Annotated in this window: 18 protein-coding genes; 17 read left to right on the top strand and 1 reads right to left on the bottom strand. The window is 61.9% G+C overall.

What is annotated here, in order from left to right; translation table 11 throughout:
• The 4 genes from LB526_RS19755 to LB526_RS19740 all read left to right on the top strand — a co-directional run.
• The coding region (locus tag LB526_RS19755) for an S-adenosylmethionine:tRNA ribosyltransferase-isomerase (RefSeq protein ID WP_224629321.1) at positions 1-478 on the top strand (478 nt) is incomplete at its 5' end.
• Complete coding sequence (locus LB526_RS19750; RefSeq protein WP_095765303.1) at positions 468-737, top strand: hypothetical protein; 270 nt, start codon at positions 468-470, stop codon at positions 735-737. The genes LB526_RS19755 and LB526_RS19750, both read left to right, overlap by 11 nt.
• Positions 730-1,860 (top strand): tRNA guanosine(34) transglycosylase Tgt, encoded by a 1,131-nt coding sequence (gene tgt, locus LB526_RS19745; protein ID WP_224528948.1) that lies wholly within the window; start codon positions 730-732, stop codon positions 1,858-1,860. The genes LB526_RS19750 and tgt overlap by 8 nt, the downstream gene beginning before the upstream one ends.
• A gap of 92 nt (positions 1,861-1,952) precedes the next feature.
• A complete protein-coding gene (locus LB526_RS19740; protein ID WP_224528945.1) occupies positions 1,953-3,410 on the top strand; it encodes a hypothetical protein in 1,458 nt (485 codons plus the stop codon).
• A 19-nt stretch (positions 3,411-3,429) separates the two neighbouring features.
• On the opposite strand, the gene LB526_RS19735 is transcribed toward LB526_RS19740, so the two are convergent.
• The gene (locus LB526_RS19735) at positions 3,430-3,849 is read right to left on the bottom strand and encodes a DUF4864 domain-containing protein (protein WP_224629320.1); all 420 of its coding nucleotides are present in this window, start codon (positions 3,847-3,849) and stop codon (positions 3,430-3,432) included.
• A gap of 214 nt (positions 3,850-4,063) precedes the next feature.
• On the opposite strand from LB526_RS19735, the gene LB526_RS19730 reads away from it, so the two are divergent.
• The 13 genes from LB526_RS19730 (at position 4,064) to LB526_RS19670 (ending at position 16,874) form a co-directional block, all read left to right on the top strand.
• A complete protein-coding gene (locus LB526_RS19730) occupies positions 4,064-4,300 on the top strand; it encodes an Lrp/AsnC ligand binding domain-containing protein (RefSeq protein WP_040995065.1) in 237 nt (78 codons plus the stop codon).
• 169 nt (positions 4,301-4,469) lie between these two features.
• The gene (locus tag LB526_RS19725; protein ID WP_224629319.1) at positions 4,470-5,882 is read left to right on the top strand and encodes a circularly permuted type 2 ATP-grasp protein; all 1,413 of its coding nucleotides are present in this window, start codon (positions 4,470-4,472) and stop codon (positions 5,880-5,882) included.
• Positions 5,883-5,935: 53 nt separating this feature from the next.
• Positions 5,936-6,295 (top strand): four helix bundle protein, encoded by a 360-nt coding sequence (locus LB526_RS19720; RefSeq protein ID WP_224629344.1) that lies wholly within the window; start codon positions 5,936-5,938, stop codon positions 6,293-6,295.
• A 63-nt stretch (positions 6,296-6,358) separates the two neighbouring features.
• Positions 6,359-7,300, top strand: coding sequence for an alpha-E domain-containing protein (locus LB526_RS19715; protein WP_095765309.1), 942 nt, complete (start codon positions 6,359-6,361; stop codon positions 7,298-7,300).
• Positions 7,301-7,320: 20 nt separating this feature from the next.
• A complete protein-coding gene (locus LB526_RS19710) occupies positions 7,321-8,115 on the top strand; it encodes a transglutaminase domain-containing protein (RefSeq protein WP_224629318.1) in 795 nt (264 codons plus the stop codon).
• A gap of 32 nt (positions 8,116-8,147) precedes the next feature.
• Entirely contained in the window at positions 8,148-8,879 is a 732-nt protein-coding gene (locus LB526_RS19705; protein ID WP_224528935.1) for a peptidase, read from the top strand.
• Positions 8,880-8,938: 59 nt separating this feature from the next.
• Positions 8,939-10,351: a pyridoxal phosphate-dependent decarboxylase family protein gene (locus tag LB526_RS19700; RefSeq protein ID WP_224629314.1), complete on the top strand. Its 1,413-nt coding sequence runs from the start codon at positions 8,939-8,941 to the stop codon at positions 10,349-10,351.
• A gap of 126 nt (positions 10,352-10,477) precedes the next feature.
• Entirely contained in the window at positions 10,478-11,245 is a 768-nt protein-coding gene (locus LB526_RS19695; RefSeq protein ID WP_140545843.1) for a DeoR/GlpR family DNA-binding transcription regulator, read from the top strand.
• 128 nt (positions 11,246-11,373) lie between these two features.
• Complete coding sequence (glpD, locus tag LB526_RS19690) at positions 11,374-12,900, top strand: glycerol-3-phosphate dehydrogenase (RefSeq protein WP_224629313.1); 1,527 nt, start codon at positions 11,374-11,376, stop codon at positions 12,898-12,900.
• Between the two features lie 39 nt (positions 12,901-12,939).
• A complete protein-coding gene (locus LB526_RS19685) occupies positions 12,940-14,019 on the top strand; it encodes an ABC transporter ATP-binding protein (protein ID WP_140841217.1) in 1,080 nt (359 codons plus the stop codon).
• A 10-nt stretch (positions 14,020-14,029) separates the two neighbouring features.
• Positions 14,030-15,097: an ABC transporter ATP-binding protein gene (locus LB526_RS19680; RefSeq protein WP_224629312.1), complete on the top strand. Its 1,068-nt coding sequence runs from the start codon at positions 14,030-14,032 to the stop codon at positions 15,095-15,097.
• On the top strand, positions 15,098-15,964 hold the full coding sequence (locus LB526_RS19675) for a carbohydrate ABC transporter permease (RefSeq protein ID WP_224629311.1): 867 nt from the start codon (positions 15,098-15,100) through the stop codon (positions 15,962-15,964).
• Between the two features lies 1 nt (position 15,965).
• Positions 15,966-16,874, top strand: coding sequence for a carbohydrate ABC transporter permease (locus LB526_RS19670; protein ID WP_224629310.1), 909 nt, complete (start codon positions 15,966-15,968; stop codon positions 16,872-16,874).
• Positions 16,875-16,878: the final 4 nt, after the last annotated feature.

The raw sequence follows: 16,878 nt of genomic DNA, 5'->3' as shown, positions 1-16,878 counted from the left end.
GCTCGACGCCAAGGGCATCGAGCGCCGCTTCGTCACGCTGCATGTCGGCGCCGGCACCTTTTTACCGGTGAAGGCCGACGACACGACCGACCACAAGATGCATGCCGAGACCGGCTCGGTAAGCCCGGAGACGGCGGCGGCGCTCAACGCGGCCAAGGCGCGGGGAGGCCGGATCATCTGCGTCGGCACGACATCGCTGCGGCTCTTGGAGAGCGCGGCGCGCGACGACGGCAGGATCGAGCCCTGGTCCGGACCAACCGACATCTTCATCACGCCCGGCTATCGCTTCCGTACGGCCGATATACTGATAACCAATTTCCATCTGCCGCGCTCGACGCTGTTCATGCTGGTCTCGGCCTTCAGCGGGCTGGAGGCGATGCGCTCGGCCTATGGGCATGCCATCGAGAACCGCTACAGGTTCTACTCCTATGGAGACGCAAGCCTGCTTTTTCGTACGGAGACGAGCAATGGACGATGACCTCGACAGCATGGACCGCGATACGCTGATCGCGCAGGTGAAGAAACTGCGCGCCGGCATTCGCGCGCATCGCGACGCGACAGGGCATGATCTGTGCTGGCATCATCCTGACCTCTGGGAGCTTTTGCCGGAAAGGACCGAGCCGGCGATCGCCGTGCCGCCATGGCCGAAATTCATGCGCGGCTGCATCCGCTATCGGCAGTCGCTCGACGAGCAGGCGCCCGGCGCGCCGGAGCACGACAAGGAATTCAATGGCTGACACTTTTTCATTTCAGGTGCTTGCCACCGATGGCAAGGCGCGGCGCGGCCTGGTCTCAATGCCGCGCGGCGAGATCCGCACGCCGGCCTTCATGCCGGTCGGCACCGGCGGCACCGTCAAGACCATGTATATGGACCAGGTGCGCGGGGTCGGCGCCGACATCATCCTCGGCAACACCTACCATCTGATGCTGCGACCAGGCGCCGAGCGCGTGGCCCGGCTCGGCGGCCTGCATGAGTTCGCGCGGTGGCCGCATCCGATCCTGACCGACAGCGGCGGCTTTCAGGTCATGTCGCTGTCGAAGCTCAGGAAGCTGACCGAACAGGGTGTCACCTTCCGCTCGCATATCGACGGCGCGCCCTACGAGATGTCGCCGGAGCGATCGATCGAAATCCAGGGACTGCTCGATTCCGACATCCAGATGCAGCTCGACGAATGCACGGCGCTGCCGGCCAAGCCCGAGGAGATCGAGCGCGCCATGGAATTGTCGCTGCGCTGGGCGGAGCGCTGCAAGGCGGCGTTCGGCGACCAGCCGGGCAAGGCGATGTTCGGCATCGTCCAGGGCGGCGACAGCGCAGCCTTGCGCGTGCGCTCCGCCCAGGCGCTGAAAGCGATGGATCTGAAAGGCTATGCGGTTGGCGGGCTCGCGGTCGGCGAGCCGCAGCCGGTGATGCTGGAGATGCTCGACATCACTTGCCCGGAGCTGCCGGCCGACAGACCGCGCTACCTGATGGGCGTCGGCACGCCGGACGATATCCTGAAATCGGTGGCGCGCGGCATCGACATGTTCGACTGCGTGATGCCGACCCGCGCCGGCCGCCATGGCCTTGCCTACACGCGCCGCGGCAAGGTCAATCTCAGGAACGCCCGCCATGCCGACGATCCGCGCCCGCTCGACGAGGAAAGCGACTGCCCGGCCGCGCGCGATTATTCGCGCGCCTACCTGCATCACCTGGTGCGCTCGCAGGAAGCGCTCGGCGCCATGCTGCTCACCTGGAACAACCTGTCTTATTATCAGAGGCTGATGCAGGACGTCCGAACAGCCATCGAGACGCAGGCTTTCGAAGCGCGCGCCGCCGCGATTACCGAAGGCTGGGCGCGGGGCGATATCCCGGTCCTTTGATCAGGAAGCCGTCGGAAAACCTTTCATAAATCAGATCAAGAGTAAGTATGCCTTGCCATATCGAGGCAAGGGGCGGCACGACTTTGGTAAAGATGGACGCGTCGATCGTCGACCATAAAGCAGCAAGCGCTAATTTTTACCGGCCAGGTTCTGCGGCGACCCAGCAATGGAGTTACAGTCTATTACTTGTAATTTCAGGGGTCGTGCTTGTCGGCCTTATCTTGCGCCTGCTCGGCGCGCGCGGGGATCTCTGGCACGACGAGATCTGGAGCATCACGCTGCTGAAGCCGCTGACCTCGATCGACCAGATATTCTGGCGTGTGAACCACGACAACAACCACTTTCTCAACTCGATATACCAGTATGTCGTCGGGCCCGATGCCGCGCCGCTGGTCCAGCGCGGCTTCTCAATAACGCTCAGCGGATGCACCGTCATTGCAGCCGCGGCGATATCGCGCGGACGTTGGGCAATGATTGGGTCGGCGCTGCTGTTTGCGTTGAGCTATCCGATGGTTCACTACGGCTCGGAGGCACGTGGCTATGCCGGCCTGGCGCTGTTCACACTCGTTGCGGTGGCTCTTCTGGAGCGCTGGTTCGACAAGCGGGGTGCGTACGGCGTCGCTCTTGCTGTCGCAATTCTGCTTGGCTTCCTTTCCCACCTGACAATGGTCGAAACGGTGGTGGTGCTAACGGCCTGGACGGCGTGGCTGAGCTGGCGAGGCAGCCGCAGTCTGATTGTCGTCAACAAGGAGGTCGTCCAGGCCTTTCTGCCTGCTTTCCTTGCCGTGCTTCCGCTTGCCGCGGCAATGCTTGTAGGCGCACGATGGTTCAGCTTCAATATCGGCGGTTTTTCCTCTTTCTCGCTCGAGAAATTCGCCGCCGGTTATGGCGGAATGATCCGCTATCTTTTCGGCCTGCCGGACTGGATCGGCGACTGGACGTGGGTCGCGGTGACCTGCATCCTGGTCTTGGCACATGCAGGCGTCTCGCGCGATCGCCGGGCCAGCCTTTATGCCATCGGCGTCGTCGGGCTGCCCGCCATAATGGCGGCGGCGCATCTGCCGAATGTTGAATTCCCGCGCTATTTCATTGTCAGCGGAACCTTGTTGCTGCTTTGGGCCGGAGACTTGATCGGACGCGGCTTCGACGCCGGCGGTAAGAGAAGGCTTTTTGCCGCCGGGATGCTCGTTCTTGTGGCCGGCGGCAACGCGGCGTTGCTGGCCCATTTCTATGAGCATGGGCGCGGTTCCTATTCCGGGATGGTGGACGAGATGACAAAGAGCGGCGCCGCCACATATGCCACCAACGCCGATTTCCGCACCGGCATGGTGGTCGATTATTTCGCTGCGCGCATCGGCCGCCAGGCATCGCTCGTCACCCAGGACAAGATTTGCGCCGGACGCGCGGACTGGCTGATTCTCGAAGGCGATACCCAAAAACAGCCGGAGCGCGTGGATTTCGATTGCGCGCTTGCCTACGAACGAGCCGGAGCCTCGACCTTCTGGGGCCTCTCCGGTATGGGCTGGACACTGTATAGCCGCCGAGATTGAGCGGTCATGCCGGTCGGGCTCAGGTACTGACCGAAGTCGAGGCGCGCAGGCTGCAGCCGGTGATCTTGAAGCTGCCGTCCGCTTGTTGCTGCAGCGTATAGACCGCCTCATAATCCTTGCCGTCGGGCCCGATGATCAGCACCTGCTGGATGATCGAGCCGGGTCCGGTCTGCTCGACCTTGCCGAAGGAATAGGATCGGGGCTTGCGCACCGGCGCGTAGCCATTCGTCACCATGTTCATGAAGGTGTCGACGGTCGGAAAGATCTGCTTCACGTTCGGCGCGGCGAAGCTGTAGGCGGTGGCGCCGTCATCGGCGACGAAGGCCTTCAACTGGCTGTCGATGACCGTCTGCGCGGCCTTGATCTCGGCGTCGCCGGCGAAAGCAAGCGAGGCTATCAACATCGGAACAAGAGCAACTGCGAACAAAGCGCGGCGCATGGCCTGCCTCCCCGGAATTCGCTTTGGCGAATGCAATCTAACATACGCATCGCGCCATGGCGTGGTTTCACCGGGATGCGAAGATTTCACCATTTCAGCGTCGGGAAGCGGGATCAGGTACTCTTCGAGGTGCGCGGCGCGGGAAGCTTGAAAGCCGGGCAGCAGTCTGCCACAAGGGCCGCTTATTCATGAAGCAGGCTGGCAGGACCGGGCAATGAAGGCATTTTTCGTGCAGATCAAGTGCGACCTGGGCAAATCCTATGAGGTCGCCAGCGCGCTCGCCGATGCCGAGATCGCCTCCGAGATCTACTCGACCGCGGGCAATTACGACCTGCTTGCCAAATTCTATATCGACGACGAGGAAGACGTCGGCCATTTCGTCAACGAGCGGGTGCAGATTCTGCCTGGAATCAAGGACACCTTCACCATTGTGACCTTCCGGGCGTTCTGACCGGGCCTGTCTGTGCCCCGCCGGGAAGCAGGAGCTGACCCAGCCTTGCTGTCCGTGCCTTGATTTTGGGCAATTTGCATAGAGTGGCCATCGCGGCTTCCTAAATTACCGATTGCGCTTGATTTTCTCCGGCGAGGCCAGTGAAATGGTCTCAGAGGGGAGTACGCGATTGGCAGCGTTTGACGAAATGCTTCCGGAAGTTTCCGGACTGAGAAGACCTTATGAGGCTTACGATCGCTGGCTGAAGGAGCAGGACCCAGCCAGGCTTACCCAGAAAATGCAGGATGCCGAGCGCGTCTTCCGCAAGACCGGCATTACCTTTGCCGTCTATGGCGAGCAGGAAGCTTCCGAGCGGCTGATCCCTTTCGACATCGTCCCGCGCATCCTCTCCGGCCACGAATGGCGCCGGCTGACGCAAGGCATCGAGCAGCGCGTGCAGGCGCTGAACGCCTTTCTCGACGACATCTATCATCGCCAGGAGATCCTGCGCGCCGGGCGGGTACCCAAGGATCTGATCGCCAGGAATGAGGCCTTCCTGCCCGAGATGATCGGGGTCAGGCCGCCGGCCGGCGTCTACACCCACATTATCGGCGTCGATATCGTCCGCATCTCGGAGAACGAGTTCTACGTGCTGGAGGACAATGCCCGCACGCCGTCGGGCGTCTCCTACATGCTGGAGAACCGCGAGACGATGATGCAGCTCTTTCCGGAGCTGTTCCAGAAGATCAAGGTTCGGCCGGTCGAGAACTACCCACAACTCCTGCGCCAGTCGCTGGCCGCGGTGCGGCCGCAAAGCAGCAAGGGCGCGCCAACGATCGCGGTGCTGACGCCGGGTTCGTACAACTCGGCCTATTTCGAGCATGCGTTCCTTGCCGACCAGATGGGCGTGCAACTCGTCGAAGGGCAGGACCTGCGTGTCGTCGACGGCCATGTGGCGATGCGCACGACCGAAGGCTACAAGCAGATCGACGTGCTCTACCGGCGCGTCGACGACAACTTCCTCGATCCGCTGACCTTCCGGCCGGATTCTGCGCTCGGCGTGCCCGGCATCATGGATGTCTATCGCGCAGGCAACATCACCATCGCCAACGCGCCGGGAACCGGCATCGCCGACGACAAGGCGATCTATTCCTACATGCCGGAGATCGTCGAGTTCTACACCGGCCGCAAGGCGATCCTCGGCAACATCCCGACCTGGCGCTGCTCGGAACCGGACAGCCTCAAATATGTGCTCGAGCACATCCACGAGCTCGTGATCAAGGAAGTGCACGGCTCTGGCGGCTACGGCATGCTGGTCGGCCCGGCGGCGACCAAGAAGGAATGTGAGGCGTTCGCCAAGAAGCTGCAGGCGAAGCCCTCGAACTATATCGCCCAGCCGACGCTGGCGCTGTCGACCTGCCCGATCCTGACCGAAAAGGGCCTGTCGCCGCGCCATGTCGATCTTCGGCCGTACGTGCTGGTTTCGGATCGTATCCAGATCGTGCCCGGCGGCTTGACGCGCGTCGCGCTCAAGGAGGGGTCCTTGGTGGTCAATTCCTCACAGGGGGGCGGGACGAAGGATACGTGGGTGCTGGATGATTAAGAGCGAATAGAGAGTAGCGAATAGCGAGTAGGGAAAAGGGGGATACGACGGCAATCAATTCCTACAGAGATCTGATTGTTTGGAAGGCGGCTTTGAGGTTGGCCGTGGATTGCTATTCGGCCACGAAAGCTTTTCCAAACAGCGAAGCGTACGGAATAACCTCTCAGATAAGACGCTCGGCGGCTTCCATCGCAGCGAATGTTGCGGAAGGTCACGGAAGAGAAAATACGGGAGCGTTCATTCAATTTCTTCGGGTAGCGCAGGGCTCTCCGAAAGAGTTGGAGACACATCTCATCCTGTGCGGAGAGGTTGGGCTGATGGTCGAAGCGAAGGTCGCCAGCTTGCTTGGCCAAACTGACGAAATAGGAAAGATGCTACGTTCGATGATCCGGAGCCTGCAGCAAAAGTCATGAAGTCTTTTTCTCCCTATTCGCTACTCGCTATTCGCTATTCGCTCGACACCGGAGCAAGCTGATATGCTTTTGGGCCGCACCGCAAACGGTCTCTACTGGATGAACCGCTATATCGAGCGGGCCGAAAACATGGCGCGCCTGGTCGATGCCGGCCTACGCATGGCGTTGACGCGCACCCAGAGCGCTTCGGAGGAATGGAACTCGGTCCTGCTCAGCGCCGGCTCGGACATCGCCTTCAGCCAGAAGTACCAGGACTATACCGCCGCCAACGTCTCGGACTTCTTGCTGCGCGACACCTCGAACCCGTCGAGCACGATGTCGTCGATCGAGACGGCGCGCAACAATGCCCGCATGGTGCGCACGGCGCTGACCCGCGAGACCTGGGAAAGCATCAACGAAGCATGGATGTCGCTGAAGCGCATGCTGGCAAGGCCGATCGACGAACGCGACCTGCCGACGGTGCTCGATGCAATCAAGCGCGAGACGGCGCTGATCCGCGGTTCATTCTACGGCACCATGCTGCGCAACGAGATTTTCGATTTCTCGCAGCTCGGCACCTATGTCGAACGCGCCGACAACACGGCGCGCATCCTCGACGTGAAATATTATGTGCTGCTGCCGTCGCTGTCCTGGGTCGGCTCGACGCTCGACAACTATCAGTGGGAATCGATCCTGCGCTCGGTGTCGGCGCACCGTTCCTATCGCTGGGTTTATGAAGCCGACTACAAGCCGACGAATATCGCCGACTATCTGATCCTCAACGTGCGCATGCCGCGCTCGCTGACTTTCTGCTACCGCTTCCTCGGCGAGCATTTGAAATTCCTCGCCGACGATTACGGTGAACGCCATGCTTGCCATGGCACGGCCGAGAAGATCCAGGCGCTGCTCAAAAGGGGTTCGATCAAGGACATATTCGATCATGGCCTGCACGAGTTCCTGGCCGAGTTCATTCGCGACAACACCAGGCTGGGCGACGAGATCGCCCAGGACTACCGGTTCTATTGAGCACAGCCGAGGCGAGCGTTATGCGGCTCAAGATCACCCATCGTACCGAGTACCGCTACGATCAGCCGGTGCAGTATCTGCTGCAGCGGCTGCGCCTTTGGCCTTCCAGCGGGCGCACGCAGACCGTCGGCTCCTGGGCGGTCAAGGTCGAAGGCGCGCGCGAGGAGGTGCGCTTCACCGACCATTTCGGCAACGAGACGCGGCTGGTGAGCGCCGAGAGCGGCCAGAATTCGATCACCGTCGAGGCAGCCGGAGACGTGACCACGCATGACACGGCGGGCGTGACGGGTCCGCATCAGGGCTTTGCGCCGCTCTGGCTGTTCGGACAGCCGACGCAGCTCACCGTCGCCGGCGAGGGCATACGTGAACTGGCCGGCACGCTGGGCCAGGGCACCGAGATCGAGCGACTGCATCGGCTGATGGGCGCTATCGGTGAACGCGTCGCCTACAGGCCGGGCGCGACCAGCGTCGTGACGCCGGCGGAGGAGGCGCTCGCATTGAAGTCCGGCGTCTGCCAGGACCACTCCCACATCTTCATCGCCGCCGCCGCCGCCCTCGGCTTTCCCGCACGCTATGTCAGCGGCTACCTGATGATGGATGCGGCCGTCGAGCAGGCGGCAAGCCATGCCTGGGCCGAGGCCTATGTCGTGGGGCTCGGATGGGTTGCCTTCGACCCGGCGAACGGTATCTCTCCCGATGAACGCTATGTGCGGGTGGCGACGGGGCGTGACTATCGCGATGCCTCGCCGGTGTCGGGGATACTGCTGGGGCAGGCACAAGAGAAGCTTGCCGTCACCGTTACGGTAGAGCAGTAATCTGCGCCGGAATCGCTAGCAGAAGAGCAATCATGACCTATTGCGTCGGCCTCAAGATCGATAGCGGGCTCGTGTTCATGTCGGACACGCGCACCAATGCCGGCATGGATTCGATCTCGACCTTCAAGAAGATGCATGTGTGGGAACAGCCCGGCGAGCGCGTCATCGTGCTGATGTCGGCGGGCAACCTTGCCACGACGCAGGCCGTTGTCAGCCTGCTCGACGAGCGTAACAAGGCGGTCAGCGACCGTCATCCGAAGCTACTCGAAACTCCCTCCATGTACCAGACGGTGCGGCTGGTCGGCGATACAGTGAAGGAAGTAATAGAGCATGCCTCGCCGAATGGCGACAAGGCGGATTCCTACTTCAATGCCTCCTTCATCCTCGGCGGCCAGATCAAGGGCAGCCCGCCCAGACTGTTCATGATCTATCCGGAAGGCAACTTCATAGAGTCGACCGACGACACGCCTTTCTTCCAGATCGGCGAGACGAAATACGGCAAGCCGATCATCATCCGTGCCTATGATCGGGCAATGAGCCTGGCCGAAACGGTGAAGCTGCTTCTGGTGTCGTTCGACTCGACGCTGAAATCCAACCTCTCGGTCGGGCTGCCGCTCGATCTGCTGTTCCTGGAACAGGATGCGCTTAGGGTGGGGCTGAACCGACGGATCGGCCATGATGACCCTTACTACCGCACCATATCGGACGGCTGGTCCAACGCGCTGAAAATCGCTTTTTCAAATCTGCCGGACTTTCCGGGATAGGGCTTTGCGAGAGCGGTTCGACCGGCCGCTATCTTCGACGGCCGCTGGGGAGGGAAAATATGGACAGCGACGAATTCCGCGATTGGTCGAGGCGCGCCGCCGACTGGGGCGCCGACTATCGTGCCAACCTGCGCGACCGCCCGGTGCGGCCGGCGATCGCGCCGGGCGAGATTTTCAGAAGCATCGAGGCGTCGCCGCCGGAAATGCCGGAGCCGATGGACAGGATCTTCGCCGACTTCGAAGAAAAGATCGTGCCGGGCATGACGCATTGGCAGCATCCGCGCTTCTTCGCCTATTTTCCCGCCAATGCAGCGCCGGTTTCGGTGGTGGCCGAATATCTGGTCTCTGCGATGGCCGCGCAATGCATGCTGTGGCAGACCTCGCCGGCGGCGACCGAACTCGAAACGCGCATTGTCGACTGGATGCGCCAGGCGCTCGGCCTGCCCGTGGGCTTTTCCGGCGTCATCCAGGATTCGGCTTCCTCGGCGACGCTTGCGGCGGTGCTCACCATGCGCGAGCGGGCGCTCGACTGGCAGGGCAACAAAAAGGGGCTGGCCGGGCAGGCGAAGCTACGCGTCTATTCCTCCGACCAGGTCCATACCTCGATCGACCGCGCCATCTGGGTCTCCGGCATCGGCGAGAACAACCTTGTCCGCATCCCGGTCGCCGGACGTTTTCGCGCCATGGACACGGCCGCGCTCGAGGCCGCGATCGTTGCCGATCGCAAGGCCGGCCTGCTGCCTGCGGGCATCATCGCCTGCGTCGGCGGCACCAGCACCGGCGGCACGGACGACATCGCTGCGGTGGCCGCGGTCGCTCGGCGGCACGGGCTTTACCTCCACGTCGACGCCGCCTGGGCAGGGTCGGCGATGATCTGCCCGGAATACCGGCATTTCTGGGCCGGCGTCGAAGGCTCCGATTCCATCGTCTTCAATCCGCACAAGTGGCTCGGCGCGCAGTTCGATTGCTCGATCCAGTTCGTGCGCCAGCCGGAAGATCTGGTGCGCACGCTGGCCATCAAGCCGGAGTTTCTGAAGACGCTGGGTCATGACGGCATCATCAACTATTCGGAATGGTCGGTGCCACTCGGCCGCCGCTTCCGCGCCCTGAAACTTTGGTTCCTGCTGCGCGCCCATGGCCTCGAGGGCCTGCGCACCATGATCCGCAACCATGTCGCCTGGAGCGCAGGGCTTGCCGCGCGCCTTGCCGGGGAAGAGGATTTCGAGCTCGTCAGCGAGCCAATGCTTTCGCTGTTCTCGTTCCGGCACCGCACGGTGGCAGGCGCCGACCCTGACGAGCACAACCTCCGCCTCGTCGACGCCATCAACACCGACGGCCGCATTTACCTGACTCAAACGCGGGTAGATGGGCGCGTGGCGATCCGCTTTCAGGCGGGGCAGTTCGAGTCGACGGCGGCAGATGTCGATGCGGCGTTCGACGTCATAACCGAGATTGCGCGGCGCGTATCCTGAGGCAGCAGATCTGTTCCACACTGGTTTGCCTTTTTTAATCAGGTGATTTTCGTTAGCCGGCTTATACCTTTTCTTCACTTTCGTTTTCCGATATAGACGGGAAAAAACGAAAATGGAGGACGCGCAATGTTTCTTTCGCCACGCCATGCCGAGATCATCCAGAGGGCGAAAGACCATGGCCGGGTGCTGGTCGACGACCTGGCGACGCATTTCAACGTGACGCCGCAGACCATCCGCAAGGACCTCAACGATCTGTGCGATCAGCGCCTGCTGACCCGTATCCATGGCGGTGCGCTGTTCCCGTCCGGCATCGAGAACATGGAGTACGAGGCACGCCGCAAGATTGCCGCCGACGAGAAGGAGGCGATCGGCAGCGCGGCGGCGCGGCTGATTCCTGACAATGCCTCGCTGTTCATCAATATCGGCACCACCACCGAGGCCGTCAGCAAGGCGCTGCTCGACCATAACGGGCTTATGGTCATCACCAATAATATCAATGTTGCCAATAGGATGCGCATCTACCCCACGATCGAGGTGGTGATCGCCGGCGGCGTTGTGCGCGGTTCCGACGGCGGCATCGTCGGCGAGGCGGCGGTCGATTTCATCCGCCAGTTCAAGGTCGATTACGCCGTCATCGGCGCCTCGGCGATCGACCATGACGGCGCGCTGCTCGACTTCGATTTCCGCGAGGTGAAAGTTGCGCAGGCCATCATCGCAAATGCCCGCCACGTCATCCTGGTCTCCGACCGGACGAAATTCGAACGCACGGCGCCGGTCCGGATTGGCCATCTTTCGCAGGTGAATACCTTCATCACCGATCGTTGCGAGATCCCGTCGATTCGCAGGATTTGCGAGGAAACCGAAGTCCGGCTGATCGAGACAGCTTTCGAATAAGGCACGCCTCGACGGCTTGCTCAGCCGACTGCGATATTTCGTTTGACATTCGCTTTGAGTTCGAAATAATTCCGTCACGGTTTCGTAAAACACAAAAATGGTGCAATGCGAAATCGTTGGAGGAATCTTTGGACGCATATCCGATCCATGACATTTTCGTCATCGGCGGCGGCATCAACGGCTGCGGCATAGCCCGCGACGCCGTTGGCCGCGGATTTTCAGTTTACCTTGCCGAAATGAACGATCTCGCCAGCGGAACCTCCTCCGGTTCGACCAAGCTCATCCATGGCGGCCTGCGTTATCTCGAATTCTATGAATTCCGGCTGGTGCGCGAAGCGCTGATGGAGCGCGAGGTTCTGTGGAAGAACGCGCCGCACATCATCTGGCCGATGCGCTTCGTGCTGCCCTATGCCAAGGGCCTCAGGCCCGCCTGGCTGATCCGGTTGGGATTGTTCCTTTACGATCATATCGGCGGGCGCAAGCTGCTGCCGGCGACGAAGACGCTGGACATGGCCCGCGATCCGGCAGGCAAGCCGCTCAAGCCATTGTTCCGCAAGGCTTTCGAGTATTCGGACGGTTGGGTCAACGACGCGCGCCTGGTGGCGCTGAACGCGCGTGACGCCGCCGACCGGGGTGCCATTATCCGCACCCGCACAAAAGTCGTCAGCGCGCGGCGCGACGGTGCGCTTTGGGCCGTGAAAGTGCAGAATGTGCTCACCGGTGATACCGAAGAGGTCCGCGCGCGGCTTCTCGTCAACGCTGCCGGCCCCTGGGTCGATCATGTGCTCTCGGCTGCCGTCGGCCAGAACGACGTCCACAATGTCCGCCTCGTCCAGGGCAGCCATATCGTAGTCGGAAAGAAGTTCGACGATCCGCGCGCCTATTTCTTCCAGAACAAGGATGGCCGCATCATCTTCGCCATTCCTTACGAGGAAGAATTCACGCTGATCGGCACCACCGATCGCGACTATCCGGGCGATCCGCATGAGGTGAAGATCTCCGACGCCGAGATCGACTATCTGTGCGCTGCGGCAAGCGAATATTTCGCGCAGCCGGTGAAGCGGTCCGATATCGTCTGGACCTATTCGGCGGTGCGCCCGCTCTATGACGACGGCGCTTCGAAGGCGCAGGAAGCAACGCGCGACTATGTGCTGAAGGCCGATGGCGGGGAGGGTGCTGCCCCCTTGCTCAACGCTTTCGGCGGCAAGATCACCACCTTCCGCCGGCTGGCGGAATCGATGTTGGAGAAGATCGAAGGTTTTCTCGGCAAGCGCGGCAGGCCGTGGACGCATGATGCGCCGCTGCCTGGCGGCGATTTCGCCGCGACCGGCTTCGATGCCCAGGTTGCCAGGCTGAAGAGCGCCTATCCGTTCCTCGACCAGCGGCTGGCGCGCCGCTTCACCCGGCTCTACGGCACGCGGGCGGAAAGGCTGCTCGGGCTCGCCAAGTCGAATGCCGATCTCGGCCGCAATTTCGGCGCCGACCTTTTCGAGGCGGAAGTTCGCTATCTGGCCGAAAATGAATGGGCGGTCACCGCCGAGGACGTGTTGTGGCGCCGCACCAAGCGCGGCCTGCATTTCAGCCGCGAGCAGACGGCGGCATTGGAAGAATTCATGCGCGGACTGAGCAGCCGCCATGTCGCGGCGGCGGAATAAGGATCGGCCGCTGATGCGTAAGGCCTGGGAGGAGGCGTGATGCTGGAATTGAGGAACGTGACGAAGACCGTCGGCGCGCAGGAGCACATCCGCGACGTGTCGCTGACGCTTCAGCACGGCTCGCTGAATGTCCTGCTTGGGCCGACGCTCTCCGGCAAGACCAGCCTGATGCGGCTGATGGCTGGCCTCGACGCGCCGACTTCCGGCTCGGTCTGGTTCGATGGCAAGGACGTCACCGGACAGAAGGTGCAGAAGCGCAACGTCGCCATGGTCTACCAGCAGTTCATCAACTATCCGGCGATGACCGTCTACGAGAACATCGCCTCGCCGCTGCGGGTCGCCGGCGTCGAGCAGGCCATGATCGACAAGGAGGTGCGCAACGCCGCGGCTCTCTTGAAGCTCACGCCTTATCTCGACCGTACGCCGCTCAGCCTGTCCGGCGGCCAGCAGCAACGCACCGCGCTTGCCCGCGCCATCGTCAAGAATGCCAGTCTGGTGTTGCTCGACGAGCCTTTGGCCAATCTCGATTACAAGCTGCGCGAGGAATTGCGGGCCGAATTGCCGAAGATCTTCGCCGCAGCCGGCACGATCTTCGTTTATGCGACGACCGAGCCGCACGAGGCGCTGCTCCTCGGCGGCAATACGGCTACGCTCTCGGAAGGCCGCGTCACGCAATTTGGCCCGACGGTCGAAGTATTCCGCAAGCCCATCGACCTGGTGACGGCGCGGACCTTCGCCGATCCGCCGCTCAACACCATCGTGCTCTCCAAGAAGGGGTCGGATTTCCTGCTCGAAGGCGGCGTCAAGCTGCCGGTGCCGACGGAACTCGCCGGCATTGCGGACGCCAGCTACACGATCGGCTTCCAGCCGCATCATTTGTCGCTGGAGCGGCCGAACGCCGGCGCCGTGCCGGTGCGGGCCAAGGTCACCATCACGGAGATCACCGGCTCGGAAAGCTTCGTCCATCTCGATTTCGCCGATGCGCGCTGGGTGATGCTTGCGCATGGTATTCTCGATTTCGAGACGGACGACGAGGTCGAGGTGTTCATCGACCCGCGCCACATCATGGTGTTCGACCATAACGGCCGCGCCGTGACGGCGTCGAAGCTGGCGGCCTGAGGAGAAAACGATGGCGCGCATCGAGGTCAACCACATCCGCCATTCCTACCTGCCCAACCCGCAGAAGGATTCCGACTTCGCTCTGAAGGAAGTGCACCACACTTTCGAGGATGGCGGCGCCTACGCGCTGCTCGGGCCTTCGGGCTGCGGCAAGACCACCTTGCTCAACATCATTTCGGGACTGCTGCACCCCTCGCATGGCAAGTTGCTGTTCAATGGCCGGGACGTGACCAGGCTGTCGACGCAGGAGCGCAATATCGCGCAGGTGTTCCAGTTCCCGGTCATTTACGACACCATGACCGTCTACGACAATCTGGCCTTCCCGCTGCGCAACCGGCGCGTGCCGGAAGCCGATGTCGACCGCAAGGTGCGCGAGACGCTCGACATGATCGATCTCGCATCGATGGCGAACAGGAAGGCGCGCCGGCTCACCGCAGACCAGAAGCAGAAGATCTCGCTTGGACGGGGCCTGGTGCGTTCCGACGTCAACGCCATTCTGTTCGACGAACCGCTGACGGTGATCGACCCGCATATGAAGTGGGTGCTGCGCTCGCAGTTGAAGCAACTGCACCGCCGCTTCGGCTACACCATGGTTTATGTCACGCATGACCAGACCGAAGCGCTGACTTTCGCCGACCGCGTCGTGGTCATGTATGACGGCGAGATCGTGCAGATCGGCACGCCTGCCGAACTTTTCGAGCGTCCGCGCCACACCTTCGTCGGCTATTTCATCGGCTCGCCGGGCATGAACGTGCTGCCGGTTGCGCTGGAAGGCAGGACGGCGAAGCTCGGCGCCCAGCGCATTGAATTGCCGGGCGTGCCCAAGGCTGAAGCCGGCGCCGTCGAGCTCGGCATCCGTCCCGAATATGTGCGGCTGGGCCGCGAGGGCATGACGGTGCAGGTCAGCAAGGTCGAGGACGTCGGCCGCCACAAGGTGGTTCGCGCCAATCTCGAGGGCAGGGAGATCGCCGCGGTGATCGGCGAGGACGACGAGGTGCCGGCCGAACCGAAAGTCCGCTTCGATCCGGCCGGCATCAACATCTATGCCGATTCCTGGCGCGTCGAGATGGGGGCATAGATGGACAAGACCTGGAACAACAAGGCCTGGTTCCTTGTCCTGCCGGTGCTGGTGCTGGTGGCGTTCTCGGCCGTCATCCCGCTGATGACGGTCGTCAACTATTCGGTGCAGGACACGTTCGGCAACAACGTCTTCTTCTGGGCCGGCACCGAATGGTTCGAGGAGCTGCTGCACTCCGACCGCTTCTGGGAAGCGATGGTGCGCAACCTGATCTTCTCCTTCATCATCCTGGCGATCGAGGTGCCGCTCGGCATCTTCATCGCGCTCAACATGCCGAAGAAGGGCTGGGGCGTGCCGGTCTGCCTGGTGCTGATGGCGCTGCCGCTGCTCATTCCGTGGAACGTCGTCGGCACGATCTGGCAGGTGTTCGGCCGCAACGACATCGGCCTGCTCGGCTATTACATCAATGCGCTCGGTATCGACTACAACTACGTCCAGGATCCGATCGATGCCTGGGTAACCGTCATCATCATGGATGTCTGGCACTGGACCAGCCTGGTCGTGCTGCTTTGCTATGCCGGCTTGGTCTCGATTCCCGACGCCTTCTACCAGGCGGCCAAGATCGACGGCGCGTCGCGCTGGGCTGTGTTCCGGTACATCCAGCTGCCCAAGATGCAGCGCGTGTTGCTGATCGCCGTCCTGTTGCGCTTCATGGACAGTTTCATGATCTATACCGAGCCCTTCGTCGTCACCGGCGGCGGTCCCGGCAATTCGACCACCTTTCTATCGATTGACCTGGTCAAGACGGCGCTCGGCCAGTTCGACCTCGGCCCGGCGGCGGCGATGTCGCTGGTCTACTTCCTGATCATCCTGTTGTTGTCATGGGTGTTCTACACCGTGATGACCAACTACGACGCGGAGCGCTGAGATGGTGGGTGCCAACGAAACGACGCGCGTGAGCGAGACGGCGGTCACCGAAGTGGGCAGCACGCTGTCGCAGGACGAGGTGGCGAAGCTGATGCGCCGCCGCGGCGAGGAATCGCGCTGGTGGTGGATCGTGCCGACGGTCTACATTATCGTTATCCTGCTACCGATCTACTGGCTCATCAACATGAGCTTCAAGACCAATGCGGAGATCGTGTCGTCGCTGACGCTGTTTCCGCATAATCCGACACTGGCGAACTATCGCACCATCTTCACCGACCCTTCGTGGTATTCGGGCTACATCAATTCGATCACCTATGTGGTGATGAACATGGTGATATCGGTGGCGGTGGCGCTGCCGGCGGCCTACGCCTTCTCGCGTTACCGCTTCCTCGGCGACAAGCATTTGTTCTTCTGGCTTTTGACCAACCGCATGGCGCCGCCCGCGGTGTTCGCGCTGCCGTTCTTCCAGCTCTATTCGGCGTTCGGCCTGATCGACACCCATATCGCCGTGGCGCTGGCGCACTGCCTGTTCAACGTGCCGCTCGCGGTGTGGATCCTCGAAGGCTTCATGTCCGGCGTGCCGAAGGAGATAGACGAGACCGCCTATATCGACGGCTATTCCTTCCCGCGCTTCTTTCTGAAGATTTTCATGCCGCTGATCGCGAGCGGCATCGGCGTCGCCTGCTTCTTCTGCTTCATGTTCTCGTGGGTGGAGCTCTTGATCGCGCGCACGCTGACCACGACGGACGCGAAGCCGATCGCCGCCACCATGACCCGCACGGTCTCTGCCGCCGGCATGGATTGGGGTCTGCTCGCCGCCGCCGGCGTGCTGACGCTGATCCCCGGCGCCTTGGTTATCTGGTTCGTGCGAAATTATATCGCCAAGGGCTTTGCCCTGGGGAGGGTCTAAAGCC

It is taken from the genome of Mesorhizobium sp. CA6 (genome assembly GCF_020165035.1).
Taxonomy (GTDB): Bacteria; Pseudomonadota; Alphaproteobacteria; order Rhizobiales; family Rhizobiaceae; genus Mesorhizobium.
This window is presented reverse-complemented; position numbering and strand designations above follow the sequence as displayed.

Coding starts and splice junctions, on each gene's coding strand:
- LB526_RS19750 (WP_095765303.1), top strand. CDS start 468: ATGGACGATGACCTCGACAGCATGGACCGCGATACGCTGATCGCGCAG.
- tgt (WP_224528948.1), top strand. CDS start 730: ATGGCTGACACTTTTTCATTTCAGGTGCTTGCCACCGATGGCAAGGCG.
- LB526_RS19740 (WP_224528945.1), top strand. CDS start 1,953: ATGGACGCGTCGATCGTCGACCATAAAGCAGCAAGCGCTAATTTTTAC.
- LB526_RS19735 (WP_224629320.1), bottom strand. CDS start 3,849: ATGCGCCGCGCTTTGTTCGCAGTTGCTCTTGTTCCGATGTTGATAGCC.
- LB526_RS19730 (WP_040995065.1), top strand. CDS start 4,064: ATGAAGGCATTTTTCGTGCAGATCAAGTGCGACCTGGGCAAATCCTAT.
- LB526_RS19715 (WP_095765309.1), top strand. CDS start 6,359: ATGCTTTTGGGCCGCACCGCAAACGGTCTCTACTGGATGAACCGCTAT.
- LB526_RS19710 (WP_224629318.1), top strand. CDS start 7,321: ATGCGGCTCAAGATCACCCATCGTACCGAGTACCGCTACGATCAGCCG.
- LB526_RS19705 (WP_224528935.1), top strand. CDS start 8,148: ATGACCTATTGCGTCGGCCTCAAGATCGATAGCGGGCTCGTGTTCATG.
- LB526_RS19700 (WP_224629314.1), top strand. CDS start 8,939: ATGGACAGCGACGAATTCCGCGATTGGTCGAGGCGCGCCGCCGACTGG.
- LB526_RS19695 (WP_140545843.1), top strand. CDS start 10,478: ATGTTTCTTTCGCCACGCCATGCCGAGATCATCCAGAGGGCGAAAGAC.
- LB526_RS19685 (WP_140841217.1), top strand. CDS start 12,940: ATGCTGGAATTGAGGAACGTGACGAAGACCGTCGGCGCGCAGGAGCAC.
- LB526_RS19680 (WP_224629312.1), top strand. CDS start 14,030: ATGGCGCGCATCGAGGTCAACCACATCCGCCATTCCTACCTGCCCAAC.
- LB526_RS19675 (WP_224629311.1), top strand. CDS start 15,098: ATGGACAAGACCTGGAACAACAAGGCCTGGTTCCTTGTCCTGCCGGTG.
- LB526_RS19670 (WP_224629310.1), top strand. CDS start 15,966: ATGGTGGGTGCCAACGAAACGACGCGCGTGAGCGAGACGGCGGTCACC.